The sequence below is a fragment of the Erwinia papayae genome (assembly GCF_058241465.1).
Genome location: NZ_JBZCHT010000013.1, coordinates 2,042,336 through 2,059,326 on the forward strand (window position 1 = coordinate 2,042,336; position 16,991 = coordinate 2,059,326).

Sequence of the window (16,991 nt, forward strand, 5' to 3'; positions counted from 1 at the left end):
CAGAAAGTCACAGGGAAACAACAAATTATGGCAAGACCCCCAAAACCGCCCATCTATCTGGATGATATTGCGGTACAGCAGTGGAAGGCAAAGTCTAAGCAGCTGGCGGATCGTGGTGATCTGACGCCTGCCGACTGGAACAGCCTGGAATTGTATTGCGTCAACTACTCAATGTACCGGAAGGCTGTTGAAGATATTGCCCAGCGCGGGTTTTCTGTTGAGGGTTCCCGGGGTGCCACCACCAGTAATCCGGCCCTGAAGGCGAAATCAGATGCTGAAAAAATCATGATAAAAATGTCGGCACTGCTGGGCTTTGACCCGGTAAGCCGTAACCGGACACCTGTTAACGTGGAAAAGAAAGATGGACTGTCAGCCCTGGAATAAGTACGCCAGCGACATTAAAAGTGGTGTAATTCCGGCCTGTAAACGGGTTAAACAGGCAGTGGAACGGTATTTTTCAGACCTGAAAGACCCCCGTTATACATTTGACGTTGAGAATGTTGAGCGGTTTATAGCGTTTTCAGCCTTCTGTCCGCACGTCAAAGGCCCGCTGCGCGGCCAGCCGATTATGCTGGAACCGTGGCAGCAGTTCGCTTTTGCCTGCCTGCTGGGCTTCCGGGTGAAAGCAACCGGACGCCGGAAATACAAGAGCGCCTATATTCAGGTGCCGCGCAAGAACGCTAAATCCACCGTGGCCGCAATGCTGGCTAACTGGTTTCTGGTGATGGAGCACGGGCAGCAGGATATTTACACCGCCGCCGTGAGCCGGGATCAGGCCCGTATCGTGTTCGACGATGCCCGCCAGATGTGCCTGTTATCAAAGCCGCTGAAAAAACGCCTGACCATTCAGCAGCATAAAATGATTTACGCGAAGTCCAACAGCCTGCTCAGGCCACTGGCGGCCAAAGCAGCGACCATCGAAGGGACTAACCCCAGCCTGGCGATTGTGGACGAGTACCACCTGCACCCGGATAACGGCGTTTACTCCGCGCTTGAGCTGGGCATGGGCGCACGGCCCGAGGGTATTCTGTTCGCCATTACCACCGCAGGCAGCAACGTGGTATCAGCCTGTAAGCAGCATTACGATTACTGTTGCCAGATACTGGCCGGAGAGGAAACTAACGAATCACTGTTTGCCCTGATTTACGAGCTGGATGACGAAAGCGAGATAGACTCCCCGGCGTTGTGGATAAAGGCCAATCCCAATCTGGATATTTCCGTTGACGGTGCGGCGCTGGCTGACACCATCCAGAAGGCCAGAGGCATTCCCTCGCAGTGGGTTGAAATGCTTACAAAGCGTTTTAATATCTGGTGCCAGGGTGCCACGCCGTGGATGGGGTCCGGCGCATGGGACGCCTGCAAGGACGATTACAGCGAGTCTGACCTGGCCGGAATGGAGTGTTACGCCGGGCTTGACCTGTCATCTACCGGAGACATTACCAGCGTCTGCTATGCGTTCCCGTCTGACCGGAAAATCCGGCTGCTGACCCGCCACTACCTGCCAGAAGCGCAGCTGAACAACGTAGCCAATAAAAATCGCGCCATTTACCGCCAGTGGGCTAAATCGGGCTGGATACGCACCACGCCGGGTGACTGCATCGACTATGACCGCATCCGTGACGATATTCTGCGTGATGCTGAGGTGTTTGGAATAAAGCTGGTAGGCTTCGATACCTGGAACGCCACGCACTTACGCACCCAGCTACAGGGCGCGGGCCTCGACGTGGAGCCGTTCCCGCAGACCTATCTGAAGTTCAGCCCGGTAGCGAAGTCGCTGGAGGTGTTCGTAAACCGCAGGGTTATACGGCACAACGGCGATCCGGTTCTGGCCTGGGCGATTGGTAACGTGGTGATGGAGTCTGACGCCAACGCGAACATTAAGCCGAACAAAAAGAAATCGGCCAACAAGATAGACCCGGCGATAGCGGGATTAATGGCGTTCGGCACATGGCAGGCCGAGCATGAAGATTTCAGCTTTGATATGTCCGAGGCCCATAAGCAGCGCCTGGCAACTTTTACCGGGATTTGAGGATTATCCATGCCGCACAAAAACATTGCTGAAGCACTGGCCGGAGCCATGCGGGAGGATGGCTGCGAGCTGGACTGCACAGACCGCCTGATTATCCGGCAAACCCTCTACCGTGCACTGACCGCACAGCGCCGCAGGGCAGACCGTGAGCGTTCAGCCAGCAAAACTTATATCTGGCGTAAACCTTCACCACGAAGAAAGTAGGGATTTCTGTATGTTCTTTGTGCTAATTTATTAGACGTTTAGATTAATTACAGGAGGTTACCAGTATGAATCCGATACTGGAAAAGGCATTAGAACATTTAAACGTTATCAATAATTCATCGGCAGGAATGCTTGCTCATCCACTGGATGAGAGCAGAACAAAAGAAATGCTGAAATTCCTGAAAAGCGAAGGTGTTCCCTTTAACCATAGTGATATTTTAGAATGGGCGCGTTCGAAAGGATGGGCAGAGCGAAACTCGAAAGAACTTGCTGACCTTGCCGAAAGAACAGGGGCTGGTGGACGTGTGGTAATTAAATACCCTGGGCGGCTTGGTGATAAAATCACCTCAGAGTTACGAGCCATGAAGTAAGTTTTAGATCATATTAAACAGGTCGCTTTTGCGGCCTTTTTTATGTTCGAAGTTACCCGGCTACGGTATACACAGCAGCGATTTGTTCCCATGCTTTCAGCCCATTCAGCAACCATCCCTGATATAATCCCCTGCTTCAAAATGTTCTCATGCTTTTTCCTGCATCCGTTGCTGTGCGCCGTTCTGTGGGGTAATCCGTGGGGTAATATTTGTAATTATTTGATTCAATACAAATTAAAACCATTTAAATTCAACAGGATATTTAAAAATGCTCAGCTATCGACACAGTTTTCATCTCTTTAATCGCATCATAAACGCGCAGCGAGGCGAAGCGGTTTTTCAGCACCTTGTCCTGCCAGTTGCCAAAACCTGTCTCTTCAGCCGCCATTTTCGCCAGCGTCTCCGCATGATGCGCGGCCTCCTGAGCCACGTTTTTTACAATGGCGTCAATTTGTTGCTGTGAAAATGTGGCAAGCATTGCCTGGGCCTTTTTGGCTGCGCGTACCCGATCTCTGGCGTTCTGCCTGGCGCGCAAATCATTGTCCAGTTCAATCATGAGATTATCCTTCATCAAACGAAAAGAGTGGCGACGGGGCGTACCCTGTCAGGTCATGCTTTATGCTTTGCCGCGATTTTTTCGATATCGTTATGTGGTCGCGCAATCACACGAGAGGTCACCACCTCACCGATACGTTTTGCTGCCTCCACGCCAGAATCCACCGCCGCATTTACCGCACCGACATCGCCTTTCACCATCGCGGTGACCAGACCGGAGCCGACGTTTTCGTAGCCAATCAGTTCAACATTGGCGGCTTTACACATGGCGTCTGCGGCCTCAATGCAGGCCACCAGCCCTTTGGTTTCAATCAGACCGAGTGCTTCTTTCATGAGGTTTTCTCCATCATTCTGCGATTTTGTAATGTGAAACGATCTTTTGGATATCGTTGTGTGGTCGGGCGATAACCAGCGAAGTCACCACTTCACCGATACGCTGTGCCGCCTCCACGCCAGAGTCCACTGCGGCTTTCACCGCGCCGACATCGCCTTTCACCATGGCGGTGACCAGGCCAGAGCCGACGTTTTCATAGCCAATCAGTTCAACATTGGCGGCTTTACACATGGCATCTGCAGCCTCAATGCAGGCCACCAGCCCTTTGGTTTCAATCAGACCTAATGCATCACCCATATACGTTCTCCCGGCCTTCAGGCCTTATGTTTAATGATGATTTTGTAAATATCATTGTGTGGCCTGGCGATAACCAGTGAGGTCACCACTTCGCCAATGTGTTGTGCTGCTTCCACACCCGAATCCACTGCGGCTTTCACCGCGCCGACATCGCCTTTCACCATGGCGGTGACCAGACCTGAACCGACGTTTTCATAGCCAGTCAGTTCAACATTCGCGGCTTTGCACATGGCATCCGCCGCTTCGATACAGGCCACCAGACCTTTGGTTTCAATAAGCCCTAATGCATCACCCATTTTGATTTTCTCCGGAACAGGTTTGTGATTTTGGGTTCATTCGCACAGCCAATCCGTGTTCGGCACTCACTATAAGTAATCAGCATTTTTTTGAAATTTAAAATTGCTATAAATATAATTTTGGTTTTTTGTTCTTTAATTAGGGTTTTTTTATTGTCTTTTTTATTTGTTTGTCCTGTTTTTTTATTCGTTTTTCCTAATAAAGAAGATGAAGTTTTTGGCGGTTTTTATTCGCTGATGGGAATGTTAAAAAAATGCATTTTTCTTGCGAAAAGGTGGTGATATTTCCCCGGCGGAATGTGGTCGGCGTCATATTTCAATCGGGCAGACTGAAAGCAAAACGTGCGGTTTTACAGGAACGCACGTGATGCATTGAGCAAAGATCTGGAGCGAAGCAGAATAATCGGGGGAGAAAGCAGGCGGTGAGTGAGAGGGTGAGGTTTAGTCGGTTTCCGTGTCAGGGTTCAGAATGCAGATAAACAGAGGAGAGTTGATGGAGCTGAGTAAAACTGCTTTGTCACTGAGCTTTTGTGCATTGAGGAACAGGCCATCGTGGCTGTCCGACATTTCCCGCATAAAATAGTCAAAGATGATGTCCGGGGAGGCATCGATGGATGACGCACTGGCTTTCCAGTCGCTAATACGATAGTCAAGTTGCGATGCGTTAATACGGTGACTGGTGTAGTGAAATTTTACGTAACGCTGAAGGTAGAGCCAGCCGCTTTCAGAGTCGGTATAGCCCTCAACGACCATGGTTCCCTCTCCTTTCGCAGCAAAGTTGAAATGGATATTGCCGTTAATATTTTCTTTCTTCATATCCTCAAAGAACATGATTCCTTTGCCTGAACAACGCATCATCTCGCCGCCGTCTGCGGCAAGTTCTTTCAGGCTGGCGAAGCCGACGGCGGTGAAAAAGACGAAGGCAGACAATGCGAAACACTGGCGAGCACTGAACCTCACGACACTTTCCAGGAATAATAAAAATAGTTATCGCAGTAGCCAAAGGGGTTATCCTTATGCATCGCACAGTGAGCCAGAAACACGCGACCCAGACCGAGAGTTTCCAGCCTGTCTCCATAGAAAAACATAAAGCGCTTGTCCGGTTTACACGCCAGATCCAGGCGCTGGCGAACGTGGTCAAAATTGCTTATGTAAACGCTCGCTGCAACAGATTGCAGCATTCCTTTGCTGGCCAGTAGTTCACACTGATTCAGGCTTAACGGGGTCAAGGGGATATGAGCAGGTTTGTCACCGATAAGAAGACCAAAGACCAGCAACAGAGCAATGATCAGCAGGCTGACACTGGCAATATGCCAACAGATTTCCTCTGTGTGCGACGGGGGGATGGTGGTGCTGGCAGCAGTGAGCAAGGCGACATTGTCTGACGGAAGAGGCAGCGGTGGCAGGGTTGTGTTTGTTTCCGTGCACGCCTGAAGTAATTCGACGCTAATATCCGGATTAAGTTGCAGGTAGCCACGTGGCACGGTAACGATCACATTTTCAATATCGTAATGGCGAAAAGTTTTGCGCAGCATACTCAGATACTGGTTGAGGTTGCTGTTTGATGAGGTGAGATTATTTTCATCCCATACCCTTTTCAGTACTTCCTCGCGGCTGACCAACCCGGTATGAAGCAGAAAAAAAACCAGCAGGGCGCTGGCAGTGAGCGTCAGCTGACTGTCTGCCTGATCCTCTCCGGGAAGTGTCAGCGTGCCGTCCTCAGCGTCAAAAATAAGACGGGCGTTAATGTTGTAGCGCATCTCGGCCTCAGTAGATTGTTTTATGCGTAACTCATCGCTCTTTCAGGATTTACCAGCCAGGTGTGGAGCTGATGATTGTGTTTACTTTTCAACCTGTCTGCTGTTGAGAGTGAAGTGCTTGCCTGGCTATCTTTGTCTCAGATTTTCCTCGTGTCCGGAGCACGATTATCAGTGATTAAAAAGCAGGCTTTATTAATGATTAAAGTAATTAAAATCCGAAATTTATTGATGTTTTCTCTGTTTTATTTTGTTGAATGATACCGGGAATTGAAAATGTTTATTTTTGATCGCTATCAATTTGCGCAGCAATATTTCCCGGCAGGGTGTTTATTGCGCGCAGAGTCACAACTTATGGATGCTGATATTTAAAGGTGTAGCTATATTGGTAACGGAAATGTGTAATACATGTGTTTTTTCAATCCTCACCTGTCTGATATTTTCGTTTTTATTTTGTTAAATTACACCTGTTTTTTTTGTACATAAATTCTGATGTGCTTAAGGGACTTTTTTTTAATTATGAGTGTAAAGGATTATGAAATATTATCTTCATCGAATACTGAAGTTACTTACGTTATTGCATAATGAAAATGGGCCATTAACCAGCCGGGAAATATGTAAGCAGCTTAAGATAAAACCAAGAACGCTACGTGATGATATTTTCCGTTATAAAGCGGACTTGTTCGCTAATGGTGTGGAATTACAGGCGCGACAGGGCGTGGGGTATCAGCTAAATGTGAAGGATGAAGATAAATATCGTGCCTTGTTAAAATCTTTGTCAGGTTCTGAACAGCGCCATCATTTTGTTGCGCCGCTACGCCATGATGAACGTGTCAACTATTTACTGCGAACGCTTCTTCTGGCAGATGATTATCTTAAGCTGGATAAGGTGGCTGAAAAGATGTTTATCAGCCGTTCTTTACTGAACAATTATATGAAAGAGGTACGCAAGGCGCTGGCCGATTTTAATCTCACTCTGATTGATAAAACGGCCTGTGGCATAAAATTATCGGGCAGTGAACTGAGTATCAGACAGGCGATCGCCCGATTTTTTTTCTATGACGACAGTCACAGTGATTATCAGCTGGAGAGTGCTGGTGATACCCGGCGGGTCATCCGGGAACTTTTAGCTGCCACACTTTAGGAAAATGAGTGGCAGCTGACCGATACCGGTTTTCAGAATCTGGTGATTCATCTGGAAATCGCGTTAATGCGCATCAATAAATGCGGCGATGATATCGCTTTGCCTCCCCAACATCAGCGCCTCAAAGCGCGCGATGAATTCCATATCGCCCGGCAGTTGGTACAACGTTTTGAACGGGTATTTAACCTCTCGTTTCCTGAGGCGGAATGTTACTTCATTTCCATTCATCTTGCCGGAAAGAAAAGCCCAGGCGAGGAGGGAGTTTTTGTCGTCCCGCCGCCAATTATTGCCCTGTTTGAACAGATTACCGAGCGGATATCGGCAGCCTTTGCCGTCGATCTTGGCAATGATACCGAGTTGTACCATCTTCTTACCCTGCACTTAACGCCGATGATCGATCGCCTGCAATGGGATCTGAAAATCCATAATCCTTTACTTGAGCAGATTAAAGAAGAAAACGTTACGGCGTTTGAAATGGCCGTGCTTGCAGCAAAAACCGTCTGTCTGGAAACCGGCCTGATAATGAATGAGGCCGAAACAGGCTATCTGGCAGTCCATTTTGCTCTGGCGCTGGAGCGTCGCAAAGCCAGTCGAAAAAAAGTTAACCTGATCCTCGTTTGTGCCAGTGGTATGGGGAGCTCTCAACTGTTGTTGTATAAACTGAAACAACATTTCTCCGGGCAAATTAACCTGATCAAAGTGGTGCAGCTGTATCAGCTGAACCACTTTGATTCAGAGGGGTATGATCTGATTCTTTCCACCGTTGATATACCGTTTCCGGTTTCTCTCCCGCTGTTACGCATTAACTATTTTCTTGATCCTGCCGGGCTTAACCAAATGGAAAAATGGCTGAACGGTACGCGGCAGGATGTACAGTTAATCAGCCAGTATTTCCACCCGGATTTATTCTTCACTGACCTGCACAGCAACGAGCGTTACGCGTTAATCAACGAACTTTGCCAGCGGGTCAGCAGCCACATTGCAACGGGAGAGGATTTTCCCGCCTGGTGATTGAAAGAGAACAACTCTCCGCTACGGAATTTGGGCACGCCATTGCCTTTCCCCACCCACTCTATCCCGTTGGCAGGCGTACCTTCGTCACCGTTGCGGTGCTGAATAAGCCGCTTCGCTGGGATAAGCAAAATGTGCGTTATGTTTTTATGCTGAATATTCGTGAGGGAGAAACTGCCTCTTTGCAACGTCTGTACGAAACGCTGATGGCTTTTATGTGTGACGGTAAAAAGCTGAAAGAGCTTGGCGACAACACCACCTTCACAACATTTGTGCGCTTACTGGAAGAGACGATATTCCAGGCTGAACAACAAAGCGATCGTTCCCCCTTCAGATAATGCCGCATCAGAAGCGGCAGTTATTTGTATGCCGCATTATGCCGACGCGGGTTACTATTCAAAAAAGGAGGACAGGCTATGAATATCCTGGTGTGTTGCAGCACCGGCATGTCATCCAGCATTGTGGTGAGAAAATTACGACAGACCGCCAGACTGCAAGGACTGGATTATTATTTTCTGGCGGTGAGCATCGGACAGATTGCGCTTTATATCCAGCAGGCTGATGTTGTCCTGATCGCGCCGCAAAATATTTCTGATACACCACATTTAAAAGAAATTATTCATGCGCAAGGGAAAGTGATGATGACTCTCGAAAGAGAGGAGTATGGCAGCATTAATACCGCAGCTATTCTGGAAAAAATAAAAAATCAACTGCAAGGAAAAGGGAATACAACGATGAATCAGACATCCACCACCTTTCTGGAAAAACATTTAATGCAGGTTGTGGTCAGGGTGGGAAGCAAGCGGGCACTGACGGTTATTCGTAACGCAATGTGCGCCTGTATGGCTCTGCTTATTATTGGCAGTACTTCGGTGCTGTTTTCAAATCTTCCCTATGCACCACTGGCTAATTTTATGGCACCGGCTGCCCCTTTTTTCAACACAATATTTAATGCAACTACCGGCGTAATGGGGCTGCTGACTGCCGCCAGTATCGCTTATTATGGTGCGCTGGAATATAAGCAGGATATATTTGTCACTATTGCCACCACGGTCAGTCTTTTTATTGTCAGCCAGTATCAGCCAGGTGAGGGTAATGAATATATTCTCAATACCGAAGGGCTGGGAACATCGGGGTTAATCAGTGCCATATTGATCGGTTTTATTACACTTAAGACGCTGGCCTTTTTTAAGGAAAAAAATATTGCCATTCGTATGCCAGATGGTGTTCCTGACGCAGTGAGTGAGTCATTCACCTCGTTGCTTCCGGCACTTTTTTTACTGGCGTTGTTCAGTACGCTGATCGTGGTTTTTCATTTCAATATTAATGTCCTTATTGCCAGAGTGATGACCCCGGTCACATTCGTACTCAATTCGGCACCGGGTTATGCTTTTTATCATATGTTGTGCGCGCTGGTCTTTTTCTGCGGCATTAATTCTCAGGTTGTTATTGGGGTGGCGATGCCCTTCCTGATGCAGAATGGCGCCGCCAATGAAAAGGCTTTTCAGGCGGGAGAGCAGGTTATTTTTGCGGCAACCAACGCCACGGATGCCATGATTTGGGCGGGCGGGACCGGCGCAACCCTGGGATTAGTGCTGCTGATGGCTTTGACGGCAAAAAGTCAGTATTTCAAAAAGCTGGGCAGGATGTCGTCCGGTCCGGGCATATTTAATATTAATGAACCGATTATTTTCGGTGCGCCAGTCTGTTTTAATCCGCTGTTTATGGTGCCGTTTATTCTGACGCCGGGTATTACCGCTGCGGCGACTTTCTTACTGATGCAGCATGGTGTAATCACCATGCCCCATGTCGCTAATCTGCCGTGGACCACGCCAACCTTTATTGTCGGTTTTCTGATGACTGGCGGTAGCCTTTCCACCACCTTATGGTCACTGGCGATCGTTTTGATTTCCATGCTGTTTTACTACCCTTTTTTCCGCATCGCAGACAGGCAGCTATATCAACAGGAGCAGCAGGCTGCAGCTCAGATACAAGATGGAGAGTCAGCATAATGGAACACCTCAGTGTAAACCCTTTTCCCGATGACTTTCTGTGGGGAGCCGCCAGCGCAGCCTGGCAGGTTGAAGGCGCGATAAATGAAGACGGTAAAAGCGAATCCATCCAGGATCATAAAAACTTTACCAACCGGTTTCATGACACCAGCGTCACCTCCGATCATTATCATCGTGTCGACGAAGACATTGCCCTGATGAAAGAAGCCGGGCTGAAATCCTGGCGGTTTTCTATTGCCTGGACCCGCGTCTGTCCTGACGGACGCACCCCCAATCCCTTGGGGATTAAATTTTACAACCGATTGATTGACGCCCTGCTGGAACAGGACATCCAGCCGCTGGTGACACTCTACCACTTTGATCACCCCCAGGCGCTTCAGGATGCGTATGGCGGTTGGTATGGCGACGAAATGATCGGGGATTTTCTCCATTTTGCTGAAATCTGTTTCCGCGAATTTGGTGACCGCGTGAAGTATTTTATGACCATCTGCGAATCGAACAATGTGGTGCTCTATCCGGACCTGATTGGCGGAGTGCCTGAGGGCGTCGGGATGGAAAACTGGCGTTTTCAGGTCAGCAGGGTGATGGCGCTGGCTAATGCCAGAGTGATTAATCTGTGTCACCGGTTATTGCCCCAGGCGAAAATTGGTCCCTGCATCGGTTATGCGGTCGCCTATCCGGCAACCTGTGCCCCTGAAGATGTGCTGGCCGCCCTGAATGAAGATGAATTCAGAACCTTCTATCCTCTGGATCTGCTCTGTCTGGGCAGGCAAAACCCGGCGGTAATCCGCTTTTTTGCCCAACGTGGCACGGACATTCGGCTGGCATCCGCAGAAATGGATGAGCTGCGCAACGTGCAGCCGGATTTTATTGCCTTTAACTACTACCAAAGTGATGTGGCGAAGTTTTGCCCGGTTACTGTGCAGACTTCACAACCTGGTTTCAATCCCGACGGTACAAAAGGGGGATTTATCTACCCCCGTTTCCCCGGTTTGTACGCGGGTGACAGCAACCCTTATCTTGAACGTAACGACTGGGACTGGGAGATCGACCCCATCGGACTGCGCATCGCCTGTCGCAAATTGTACGACCGCTACCAGCTGCCGCTGATGGTCACCGAAAATGGCCTGGGTGCCGAAGATCGTCTGCTTGATGGACGTGTTGATGACTCTTACCGCATCGATTATCTGCAAAAGCATCTTATTCAACTGCAACTGGCGATGGCAGAGGGTGTGCCGGTGCTGGGATATTATCCCTGGTCGTTTATGGACCTGCTCAGCACCAGCAATGGCTATCGCAAACGCTACGGTTTTGTCTATGTCGATCGTGATGATACGGACCTTCGATCGCTGAAGCGTTATAAAAAAGCCAGTTTTTACTGGTATCAAAAAATTATTTCCAGCCAGGGAAAGAATTTAATTTAACGTCGGAAAAATACGATCTGTCATTTATATTATTCAGGAGGTAACAAGATGAAGAAAATTTTACTAATGTGCTCTGCGGGAATGTCGACCAGCATTATGGTGAAAAAAATGACCGAGGCGGCCAGCAAAATTAATGCAGAAGTGGAAATAAAAGCCATACCGGAGCAGGCGCTGAGTGAAAACCTGAATACCACCGATATAATATTGCTGGGTCCACAGGTCAGATTCCTGCTGAATAAAGTACAGGACGTGGCAAAAAGCATTCCGGTAAGGGTTATTGATACGCTGGATTACGGCACCATGAATGGTGAGAAGATATTACAACAGGCATTAAATGCTATAGCTGAGAATAATTAAATGGATATTGAACAGGTCTGTTTTGAACTTATTTGTCATGTTGGCGAAGCGCGTTCATCCTTTATTGATGCAATACAGCAGGCAAAGAAAGGTGATTTTGAGCAGGCGGCAACGCGGATGAACAGCGGGCAGGAGAGTTTTAATATGGGACATCAGGTCCACGCAAAATTAATTCAGGCAGAAATGGAAGGGATGCGCGACCATCTTTCGCTGATCCTGATCCATGCAGAAGATCAAATGATGAGCGCCGAGAATTTCAAACTGTTGTCTGGTGAGTTCATTGATCTTTATCAGCGGCTGGCAATCATGACTGACAGCCGTTAATCGCTCTGGACGTTTTTGATTGAGGGAACAAATGAAAAAGTGGCTGCTAATAACAGGAGCACTCTGCACGGGATTACTTACCTTACAGGGAACGGCAAAAGGGGTTGATATCTATTTAATCCGTCACGGCAGGACAATGTTTAATACCACTGGCCAGGTCCAGGGATGGAGTGACTCGCCGTTAACAGAACAGGGTATTGAACAGGCGAAATGGGCCGGGAAGGGGCTGGAGAATATTGTTTTCACTACCGCGTTCAGTAGCGATAGCGGCAGGGCGAGAGCAACAGCAAAACTGATTTTGCAGCAGAATAACGCAGCGAATAAACCGGAGCTGACAGAATCCCCGATGCTGCGCGAATGGGGTTATGGCGGTTATGAAGGTCGCGACGATGCGGAATTGTGGCAGCCGCTGTTTGCTGAGAAAAAGGTTGAGTTTAAAAAAGACTGGTCAACCTGGGAAACCTTCACCAGCAAAATGAGCGATAAAGAAATGGCCGACGCAATAGCCCGCAATGATAAAACCGGAATGGCGGAAAATTATGCGGCTATTGTGACACGACTTAAGGCGGGCATCGCTGAGGTGATCCGTGAGACGGAGGCAAAAGGCGGCGGCAACAGCCTGGTGGTTTCTCATGGCAGCGCTGTCCCCACCATCCTGACTATCCTCACCCCGGAAAGTTATCATGGTGAAAGTATCGGTAACGCCAGTCTGACCCTTCTTCATTTTGAAGAGGGTAAATTCAGCCTGGTAAAGGTGGGTGACACGCGCTACCTGTCACAGTAAATATCGCACTGCGTATTGCAGGACTGCTTACCAACTGAAACTGTCGGCATCGCGCCATGCGGGGAAGCGATGACGGTAGTCCTGTAACGTCTCCAGCGACAGTTCGGCATTCAGCACCGCAGATTGATGGGGTTCAGCTGCCGCCAGAATCTCACCCTGCGGACTGATTATCCGACTGTCGCCGCTGTACAGATGGTGATTGTCATCACTGCCAACCCGATTACAACCGACAATATATGCCTGATTTTCAATAGCACGGGCCAGCAGCAGTGCCTGCCAGTGGCCGGCACGAGGTTCAGGCCAGTTAGCCACATACAGCGCCAGATCGTAATCGTTTTGATTACGCGAGAACACCGGAAAGCGCAGGTCGTAGCAAATTTGCGGCAGGATGCGCCAGCCGCGCCATTCCACCACCACCCGGCTGTCACCGGCCAGATAATGCTGATGTTCATCAGCCATACGAAACAGATGGCGCTTATCGTAGCGATGGACCTTGCCATCTGGCTCTACCAGCAGGAAACGATTCACCGCTCCTTTTGCCGTCTGAATGGCTACGCTACCGCCTGTCAGCGCCTGAGTTAAACGGGCTTTTTCATGCAGCCAGCTGATCACCTGCGCTTCCGGCAACGACGCTTTCGCCGCACCCATCGCAAAGCCGGTGGTGAACATTTCCGGCAGAACGATCAGATCGCTGTCAGGCAAATGATCAATGACGCCATCGAAAAAGCGCAGATTGGCCTCGCCGTCCATCCACACCAGCGGCTGTTGTAATACGCTGAGTTTTAAAGTTGACACAGGCGCTCCGCAGCAGTATCCAGCGTGGTTTCCTGCTTGGCAAAGCACAGGCGGATCAGTTTATGTGGAAAGGGATCGGCGCAGAATACCGAGAGGGGGATGGCCGCCACACCTGCTTCTCGGGTCAGCCACTGGCAGAACGCCACGTCATCCAGATCGGAAATGGCGCGGTAATCGGCCAGCAGGAAATAGGTGCCTTCGCATGGCAGTATCTCAAAACGGCTGTTTGCCAGCCCCTGGACCAGACGATCGCGGCGGGCGCGGTAAAAATCGGGCAACTCACGATAGTGCTGTGGAAAAGCATTGAGCATATCGGCCAGCGCCAGCTGGGCCGGGGTAGTGACGGAAAAGGTCAGATACTGATGTATTTTTCTTACTTCTGCCGTCAGCGCCGCAGGAGCCACACAATAGCCCACTTTCCAGCCGGTCATATGAAAGGTTTTGCCAAATGATGAGACGGCGATGGCGCGTTCACGCAGCTGCGGATGGCCAAGCACGCTGGCATGCCCCTCTGGTGTAAAACAGATATGTTCGTAAACTTCATCACTCAGCACATAAATTTCCTGTGCCTTTATCGCCTGCCACAGTGCGGCAAAGTCATGCTGCTGCCAGACGGTGGCTGAGGGATTATGCGGCGTGTTAAGAATAACCAGCCGGGTACGCGATGTGAGCAGAGCCGCGAATGCCTGCCAGTCTGGCCGAAAAGTCGGCGGTTGCAACGCGATACGCTTCATTACGCCACCAGCCAGCGCCACCGCTGGCGCGTAGCTGTCGTAGCTCGGATCAAAGCAGATCACTTCATCGCCCTGGCGCACCAGTGCGGTGATCGCAGCATATAGCGCTTCTGAAGCGCCGGTGGTTACCGTAACTTCGCTGTTGCAGTCTGGCTGATAGCCATACAGTTCAGCGGTTTTGGCTGCAATCGCCTCGCGCAACGGCTGCACACCGATCATTGGCGCGTACTGGTTTGCGCCGTTGTTAACATGGTGTGCCAGACGGTCTTTAAGATAGTCCGGGCCATCAAAATCAGGAAAACCCTGAGAAAGATTGATGGCGTTGTGCTGCTGCGCCAGAGCGCTCATTTGCGTGAAGATGGTAGTACCAAGAGCGGGGAGTTTGCTCTGTGGTGTAATCGACGTCTGGCTCATAAATATTAACCTTTGAGTAACGTGGCTTTTATCATGTGTTAACCCGTTGCCGCCACTATAGCGGCGATGCTACTATTTGGCAATCAAGACGCTTAGACGTCTAAATGTAAAACTATGCCGCAACTGGCTGAAAATGGGAACATGATGAGCGCAATTTCACAGTTGGATCAACTGGTGACCACCTGCCACTGGATTGGTGCCAGGGGCTGGGCACCGGCTACAGGCGGCAATATGTCGCTGAGACAGGACCGCGATTTTTGTCTGCTGAGCGAATCTGGTAAGGATAAAGGGGCGCTGACCCGCGATGATTTTATTCAGGTGGAAATTGCCAGCAACCGGGTGCCTTCGGGGCGCACGCCTTCGGCAGAAACCGGGCTGCACACCCTGATTTACCGCCTGTTTCCGCAGGCGGGTGCCGTGCTGCATACCCACACGGTGAACGCCACGGTTCTCTCCCGAATTGAGAAAGGGACCGCATTAGCGCTGCAGGGCTATGAAATGCAGAAAACGCTGGCCGGACAGTCCTCGCATCTTGATACCGTTGCCATTGCGCTGTTCGATAACGATCAGGATATTACTGCTCTGGCGGCACGGATTGAGCAGTTTGCTCAGCAAACACCGTTGCGTTATGGCTTTTTGCTGCGTGGCCACGGGCTGACCTGCTGGGGCAACGATGTCAGTGAGGCAAAGCGTCATCTCGAAGGGCTGGAATTTTTGTTCCAGTGTGAATTACAACGCCGTGTACTGGAGGCAAGATGATCCGGGCGATTGTTACTGATATCGAAGGAACAACCAGCGATATTCGCTTTGTTCACAACGTGCTGTTCCCCTGGGCGCGGGAAAATCTGGCCCCCTTTCTTGCAACGCATCAGCAGCGCGAAGAGGTGGCACAGGCACTGAACGATCTGCGTGTGGAGATTGACCGGCCGCAGGCGACAATCGAAGAGCTGACCACAGTGCTGTTCGGGTTTATGGATGCCGATCGCAAATCTACCGCGCTGAAAGCTTTACAGGGAATGATCTGGCGCGATGGTTATCTGAACGGGTGCTTTACCGGGCATCTGTATGCCGATGTTGTGCCCATGCTGCATCAATGGAAGTCGCAGGGGATTGATCTGTATGTATATTCCTCAGGCTCGGTTGCCGCGCAGAAATTGTTATTTGGCTACAGCGACGCGGGTGATATTACATCTCTGTTCAGTGGTTATTTTGACACCCACGTTGGCGCGAAAAGAGAGGTCCTCTCCTACCGCAATATTGCCACTGAAATTGCGCTGCCGCCGGGTGAATTGCTGTTTTTGTCGGACATACACCAGGAGCTGGATGCTGCACAGGATGCAGGCTGGAACACCATACAGTTACTGCGTGGCGAGGCGGACAACACCAGCCGCCATCGTCAGGTGAACCGTTTTGATCAGATTAACCTGGAGCTGTTTTCCTTATGAGTGCACTGACCATTTTTACCGACAGCGAGGCCACCTCCCCGGTGTGGCATAGTACCGATGCTGACGAAATCCGCCAGCAGCTGAATGCCAAAGCGGTGCGTTTTGAACGCTGGCAGGCTGACCGCGATCTGGGCGTTGATCCCCAGCCGGAAGCCGTGATCAAAGCTTATCAACACGCCATTGATAAGCTGGTGGCGGAGAAAGGCTATCAGAGCTGGGACGTAATCAGCATGCGGGCAGATAATCCGCAAAAAGAGGCATTGCGCGGCAAATTCCTCTCTGAGCATACTCACGGCGAAGATGAGGTACGTTTTTTTGTTGAGGGGGCAGGGCTGTTTTGCCTGCATCTGGATGGGCATATTTATCAGATCCTCTGTGAGAAAAACGATCTGATCTCAGTACCGGCAGGGACACCACACTGGTTTGATATGGGTTCCTCGCCACATTTTACCGCGATTCGTATTTTTGATAATCAGGAAGGTTGGATCGCGAATTTTACCGGTGACAAGATTGCTGATGCTTATCCGCGTTTGCCTTAAAAGACAGAAGGCATAACTTTTCAACGTCATGCCAGCTGGAAGCGTTCCAAGATAAGTGCAGCATTGCGCTTAGCGGGGGCGTTGCAAAATCCCGTTTGCCACAGGGAAATGGCAAACGGATCTGGAGGATTAATGACGCACCCTGACGTCTTAGCCTCTTTGTTA

22 protein-coding genes and 1 pseudogene are annotated in these 16,991 nt (G+C 49.9%); 15 read left to right on the forward strand and 8 right to left on the reverse strand.

All coding sequences use genetic code 11. The features are described from left to right. The first annotated feature begins 27 nt into the window (after positions 1-27). From AC3RPL_RS25685 to AC3RPL_RS25700, 4 genes are all read left to right on the forward strand, one after another. A complete protein-coding gene (locus AC3RPL_RS25685; RefSeq protein WP_490738527.1) occupies positions 28-384 on the forward strand; it encodes a phage terminase small subunit P27 family in 357 nt (118 codons plus the stop codon). Then, positions 362-2,029, forward strand: a complete 1,668-nt coding sequence (locus tag AC3RPL_RS25690; protein ID WP_490738528.1) for a terminase large subunit — start codon at positions 362-364, stop codon at positions 2,027-2,029. Before AC3RPL_RS25685 ends, AC3RPL_RS25690 begins: the two co-directional genes overlap by 23 nt. 9 nt (positions 2,030-2,038) lie before the next feature. Continuing rightward, on the forward strand, positions 2,039-2,233 hold the full coding sequence (locus AC3RPL_RS25695; RefSeq protein ID WP_490738529.1) for a hypothetical protein: 195 nt from the start codon (positions 2,039-2,041) through the stop codon (positions 2,231-2,233). 65 nt (positions 2,234-2,298) lie between these two features. Beyond that, a complete protein-coding gene (locus AC3RPL_RS25700; protein WP_490738530.1) occupies positions 2,299-2,604 on the forward strand; it encodes a DUF1889 family protein in 306 nt (101 codons plus the stop codon). Between the two features lie 277 nt (positions 2,605-2,881). Here AC3RPL_RS25700 and AC3RPL_RS25705 read toward each other — a convergent pair. The 6 genes and pseudogenes from AC3RPL_RS25705 to AC3RPL_RS25730 all read right to left on the reverse strand — a co-directional run. Continuing rightward, positions 2,882-3,160, reverse strand: a pseudogene (locus AC3RPL_RS25705) (acetaldehyde dehydrogenase); the annotation flags it as partial. A gap of 53 nt (positions 3,161-3,213) precedes the next feature. Next, positions 3,214-3,492, reverse strand: a complete 279-nt coding sequence (locus AC3RPL_RS25710) for a BMC domain-containing protein (RefSeq protein WP_034933889.1) — start codon at positions 3,490-3,492, stop codon at positions 3,214-3,216. A 13-nt stretch (positions 3,493-3,505) separates the two neighbouring features. Continuing rightward, the gene (locus AC3RPL_RS25715) at positions 3,506-3,790 is read right to left on the reverse strand and encodes a BMC domain-containing protein (protein ID WP_034933888.1); all 285 of its coding nucleotides are present in this window, start codon (positions 3,788-3,790) and stop codon (positions 3,506-3,508) included. A 17-nt stretch (positions 3,791-3,807) separates the two neighbouring features. After that, the gene (locus AC3RPL_RS25720) at positions 3,808-4,086 is read right to left on the reverse strand and encodes a BMC domain-containing protein (protein ID WP_490742028.1); all 279 of its coding nucleotides are present in this window, start codon (positions 4,084-4,086) and stop codon (positions 3,808-3,810) included. 441 nt (positions 4,087-4,527) lie between these two features. Further along, on the reverse strand, positions 4,528-5,046 hold the full coding sequence (locus AC3RPL_RS25725) for a FidL-like protein (protein WP_490742029.1): 519 nt from the start codon (positions 5,044-5,046) through the stop codon (positions 4,528-4,530). Then, entirely contained in the window at positions 5,043-5,846 is an 804-nt protein-coding gene (locus AC3RPL_RS25730) for a winged helix-turn-helix domain-containing protein (RefSeq protein ID WP_490742030.1), read from the reverse strand. The genes AC3RPL_RS25725 and AC3RPL_RS25730 overlap by 4 nt, the downstream gene beginning before the upstream one ends. 532 nt (positions 5,847-6,378) lie before the next feature. On the opposite strand from AC3RPL_RS25730, the gene AC3RPL_RS25735 reads away from it, so the two are divergent. The 8 genes from AC3RPL_RS25735 (at position 6,379) to AC3RPL_RS25770 (ending at position 12,899) form a co-directional block, all read left to right on the forward strand. Next, positions 6,379-6,987: a BglG family transcription antiterminator gene (locus AC3RPL_RS25735; protein ID WP_490742031.1), complete on the forward strand. Its 609-nt coding sequence runs from the start codon at positions 6,379-6,381 to the stop codon at positions 6,985-6,987. Positions 6,988-7,002: 15 nt separating this feature from the next. Then, the gene (locus AC3RPL_RS25740; RefSeq protein WP_490742138.1) at positions 7,003-7,998 is read left to right on the forward strand and encodes a BglG family transcription antiterminator; all 996 of its coding nucleotides are present in this window, start codon (positions 7,003-7,005) and stop codon (positions 7,996-7,998) included. Beyond that, positions 7,995-8,336 carry a PTS sugar transporter subunit IIA gene (locus AC3RPL_RS25745; RefSeq protein WP_490742032.1) on the forward strand — a complete coding sequence of 114 codons (342 nt, stop codon included), beginning with the start codon at positions 7,995-7,997 and terminating at the stop codon, positions 8,334-8,336. Before AC3RPL_RS25740 ends, AC3RPL_RS25745 begins: the two co-directional genes overlap by 4 nt. A gap of 78 nt (positions 8,337-8,414) precedes the next feature. Then, positions 8,415-10,010, forward strand: a complete 1,596-nt coding sequence (locus AC3RPL_RS25750; protein WP_490742033.1) for a PTS transporter subunit EIIC — start codon at positions 8,415-8,417, stop codon at positions 10,008-10,010. Further along, positions 10,010-11,434, forward strand: a complete 1,425-nt coding sequence (locus tag AC3RPL_RS25755) for a glycoside hydrolase family 1 protein (protein WP_490742034.1) — start codon at positions 10,010-10,012, stop codon at positions 11,432-11,434. Before AC3RPL_RS25750 ends, AC3RPL_RS25755 begins: the two co-directional genes overlap by 1 nt. A gap of 48 nt (positions 11,435-11,482) precedes the next feature. Continuing rightward, positions 11,483-11,791 carry a PTS sugar transporter subunit IIB gene (locus AC3RPL_RS25760; protein ID WP_490742035.1) on the forward strand — a complete coding sequence of 103 codons (309 nt, stop codon included), beginning with the start codon at positions 11,483-11,485 and terminating at the stop codon, positions 11,789-11,791. Beyond that, positions 11,792-12,115, forward strand: a complete 324-nt coding sequence (locus tag AC3RPL_RS25765) for a PTS sugar transporter subunit IIA (protein WP_490742036.1) — start codon at positions 11,792-11,794, stop codon at positions 12,113-12,115. 31 nt (positions 12,116-12,146) lie between these two features. After that, positions 12,147-12,899 carry a histidine phosphatase family protein gene (locus AC3RPL_RS25770; protein WP_490742037.1) on the forward strand — a complete coding sequence of 251 codons (753 nt, stop codon included), beginning with the start codon at positions 12,147-12,149 and terminating at the stop codon, positions 12,897-12,899. Between the two features lie 27 nt (positions 12,900-12,926). Here AC3RPL_RS25770 and AC3RPL_RS25775 read toward each other — a convergent pair whose 3' ends face one another. Then, positions 12,927-13,694: an amidohydrolase gene (locus AC3RPL_RS25775; RefSeq protein WP_490742038.1), complete on the reverse strand. Its 768-nt coding sequence runs from the start codon at positions 13,692-13,694 to the stop codon at positions 12,927-12,929. Beyond that, positions 13,682-14,842 (reverse strand): pyridoxal phosphate-dependent aminotransferase, encoded by a 1,161-nt coding sequence (locus tag AC3RPL_RS25780; protein ID WP_490742039.1) that lies wholly within the window; start codon positions 14,840-14,842, stop codon positions 13,682-13,684. Before AC3RPL_RS25780 ends, AC3RPL_RS25775 begins: the two co-directional genes overlap by 13 nt. 144 nt (positions 14,843-14,986) lie before the next feature. On the opposite strand from AC3RPL_RS25780, the gene AC3RPL_RS25785 reads away from it, so the two are divergent. The 3 genes from AC3RPL_RS25785 to AC3RPL_RS25795 are packed head-to-tail and all read left to right on the forward strand — an operon-like array spanning position 14,987 to position 16,826. After that, on the forward strand, positions 14,987-15,601 hold the full coding sequence (locus tag AC3RPL_RS25785; RefSeq protein WP_490742139.1) for a methylthioribulose 1-phosphate dehydratase: 615 nt from the start codon (positions 14,987-14,989) through the stop codon (positions 15,599-15,601). Continuing rightward, the gene (gene mtnC, locus AC3RPL_RS25790) at positions 15,598-16,287 is read left to right on the forward strand and encodes an acireductone synthase (protein ID WP_034933860.1); all 690 of its coding nucleotides are present in this window, start codon (positions 15,598-15,600) and stop codon (positions 16,285-16,287) included. The genes AC3RPL_RS25785 and mtnC overlap by 4 nt, the downstream gene beginning before the upstream one ends. Continuing rightward, positions 16,284-16,826 (forward strand): 1,2-dihydroxy-3-keto-5-methylthiopentene dioxygenase, encoded by a 543-nt coding sequence (locus AC3RPL_RS25795; protein WP_490742040.1) that lies wholly within the window; start codon positions 16,284-16,286, stop codon positions 16,824-16,826. The genes mtnC and AC3RPL_RS25795 overlap by 4 nt, the downstream gene beginning before the upstream one ends. The last annotated feature ends 165 nt before the right edge of the window (positions 16,827-16,991 follow it).

What these genes read in the sequence shown, in the direction of transcription:
- mtnC (WP_034933860.1), top strand. Translation starts at nt 15,598, where the DNA reads ATGATCCGGGCGATTGTTACTGATATCGAAGGAACAACCAGCGATATT.
- AC3RPL_RS25700 (WP_490738530.1), top strand. Translation starts at nt 2,299, where the DNA reads ATGAATCCGATACTGGAAAAGGCATTAGAACATTTAAACGTTATCAAT.
- AC3RPL_RS25720 (WP_490742028.1), bottom strand. Translation starts at nt 4,086, where the DNA reads ATGGGTGATGCATTAGGGCTTATTGAAACCAAAGGTCTGGTGGCCTGT.
- AC3RPL_RS25750 (WP_490742033.1), top strand. Translation starts at nt 8,415, where the DNA reads ATGAATATCCTGGTGTGTTGCAGCACCGGCATGTCATCCAGCATTGTG.
- AC3RPL_RS25785 (WP_490742139.1), top strand. Translation starts at nt 14,987, where the DNA reads ATGAGCGCAATTTCACAGTTGGATCAACTGGTGACCACCTGCCACTGG.
- AC3RPL_RS25695 (WP_490738529.1), top strand. Translation starts at nt 2,039, where the DNA reads ATGCCGCACAAAAACATTGCTGAAGCACTGGCCGGAGCCATGCGGGAG.
- AC3RPL_RS25795 (WP_490742040.1), top strand. Translation starts at nt 16,284, where the DNA reads ATGAGTGCACTGACCATTTTTACCGACAGCGAGGCCACCTCCCCGGTG.
- AC3RPL_RS25690 (WP_490738528.1), top strand. Translation starts at nt 362, where the DNA reads ATGGACTGTCAGCCCTGGAATAAGTACGCCAGCGACATTAAAAGTGGT.
- AC3RPL_RS25755 (WP_490742034.1), top strand. Translation starts at nt 10,010, where the DNA reads ATGGAACACCTCAGTGTAAACCCTTTTCCCGATGACTTTCTGTGGGGA.
- AC3RPL_RS25765 (WP_490742036.1), top strand. Translation starts at nt 11,792, where the DNA reads ATGGATATTGAACAGGTCTGTTTTGAACTTATTTGTCATGTTGGCGAA.
- AC3RPL_RS25715 (WP_034933888.1), bottom strand. Translation starts at nt 3,790, where the DNA reads ATGGGTGATGCATTAGGTCTGATTGAAACCAAAGGGCTGGTGGCCTGC.
- AC3RPL_RS25685 (WP_490738527.1), top strand. Translation starts at nt 28, where the DNA reads ATGGCAAGACCCCCAAAACCGCCCATCTATCTGGATGATATTGCGGTA.
- AC3RPL_RS25730 (WP_490742030.1), bottom strand. Translation starts at nt 5,846, where the DNA reads ATGCGCTACAACATTAACGCCCGTCTTATTTTTGACGCTGAGGACGGC.
- AC3RPL_RS25760 (WP_490742035.1), top strand. Translation starts at nt 11,483, where the DNA reads ATGAAGAAAATTTTACTAATGTGCTCTGCGGGAATGTCGACCAGCATT.
- AC3RPL_RS25770 (WP_490742037.1), top strand. Translation starts at nt 12,147, where the DNA reads ATGAAAAAGTGGCTGCTAATAACAGGAGCACTCTGCACGGGATTACTT.
- AC3RPL_RS25735 (WP_490742031.1), top strand. Translation starts at nt 6,379, where the DNA reads ATGAAATATTATCTTCATCGAATACTGAAGTTACTTACGTTATTGCAT.
- AC3RPL_RS25710 (WP_034933889.1), bottom strand. Translation starts at nt 3,492, where the DNA reads ATGAAAGAAGCACTCGGTCTGATTGAAACCAAAGGGCTGGTGGCCTGC.
- AC3RPL_RS25780 (WP_490742039.1), bottom strand. Translation starts at nt 14,842, where the DNA reads ATGAGCCAGACGTCGATTACACCACAGAGCAAACTCCCCGCTCTTGGT.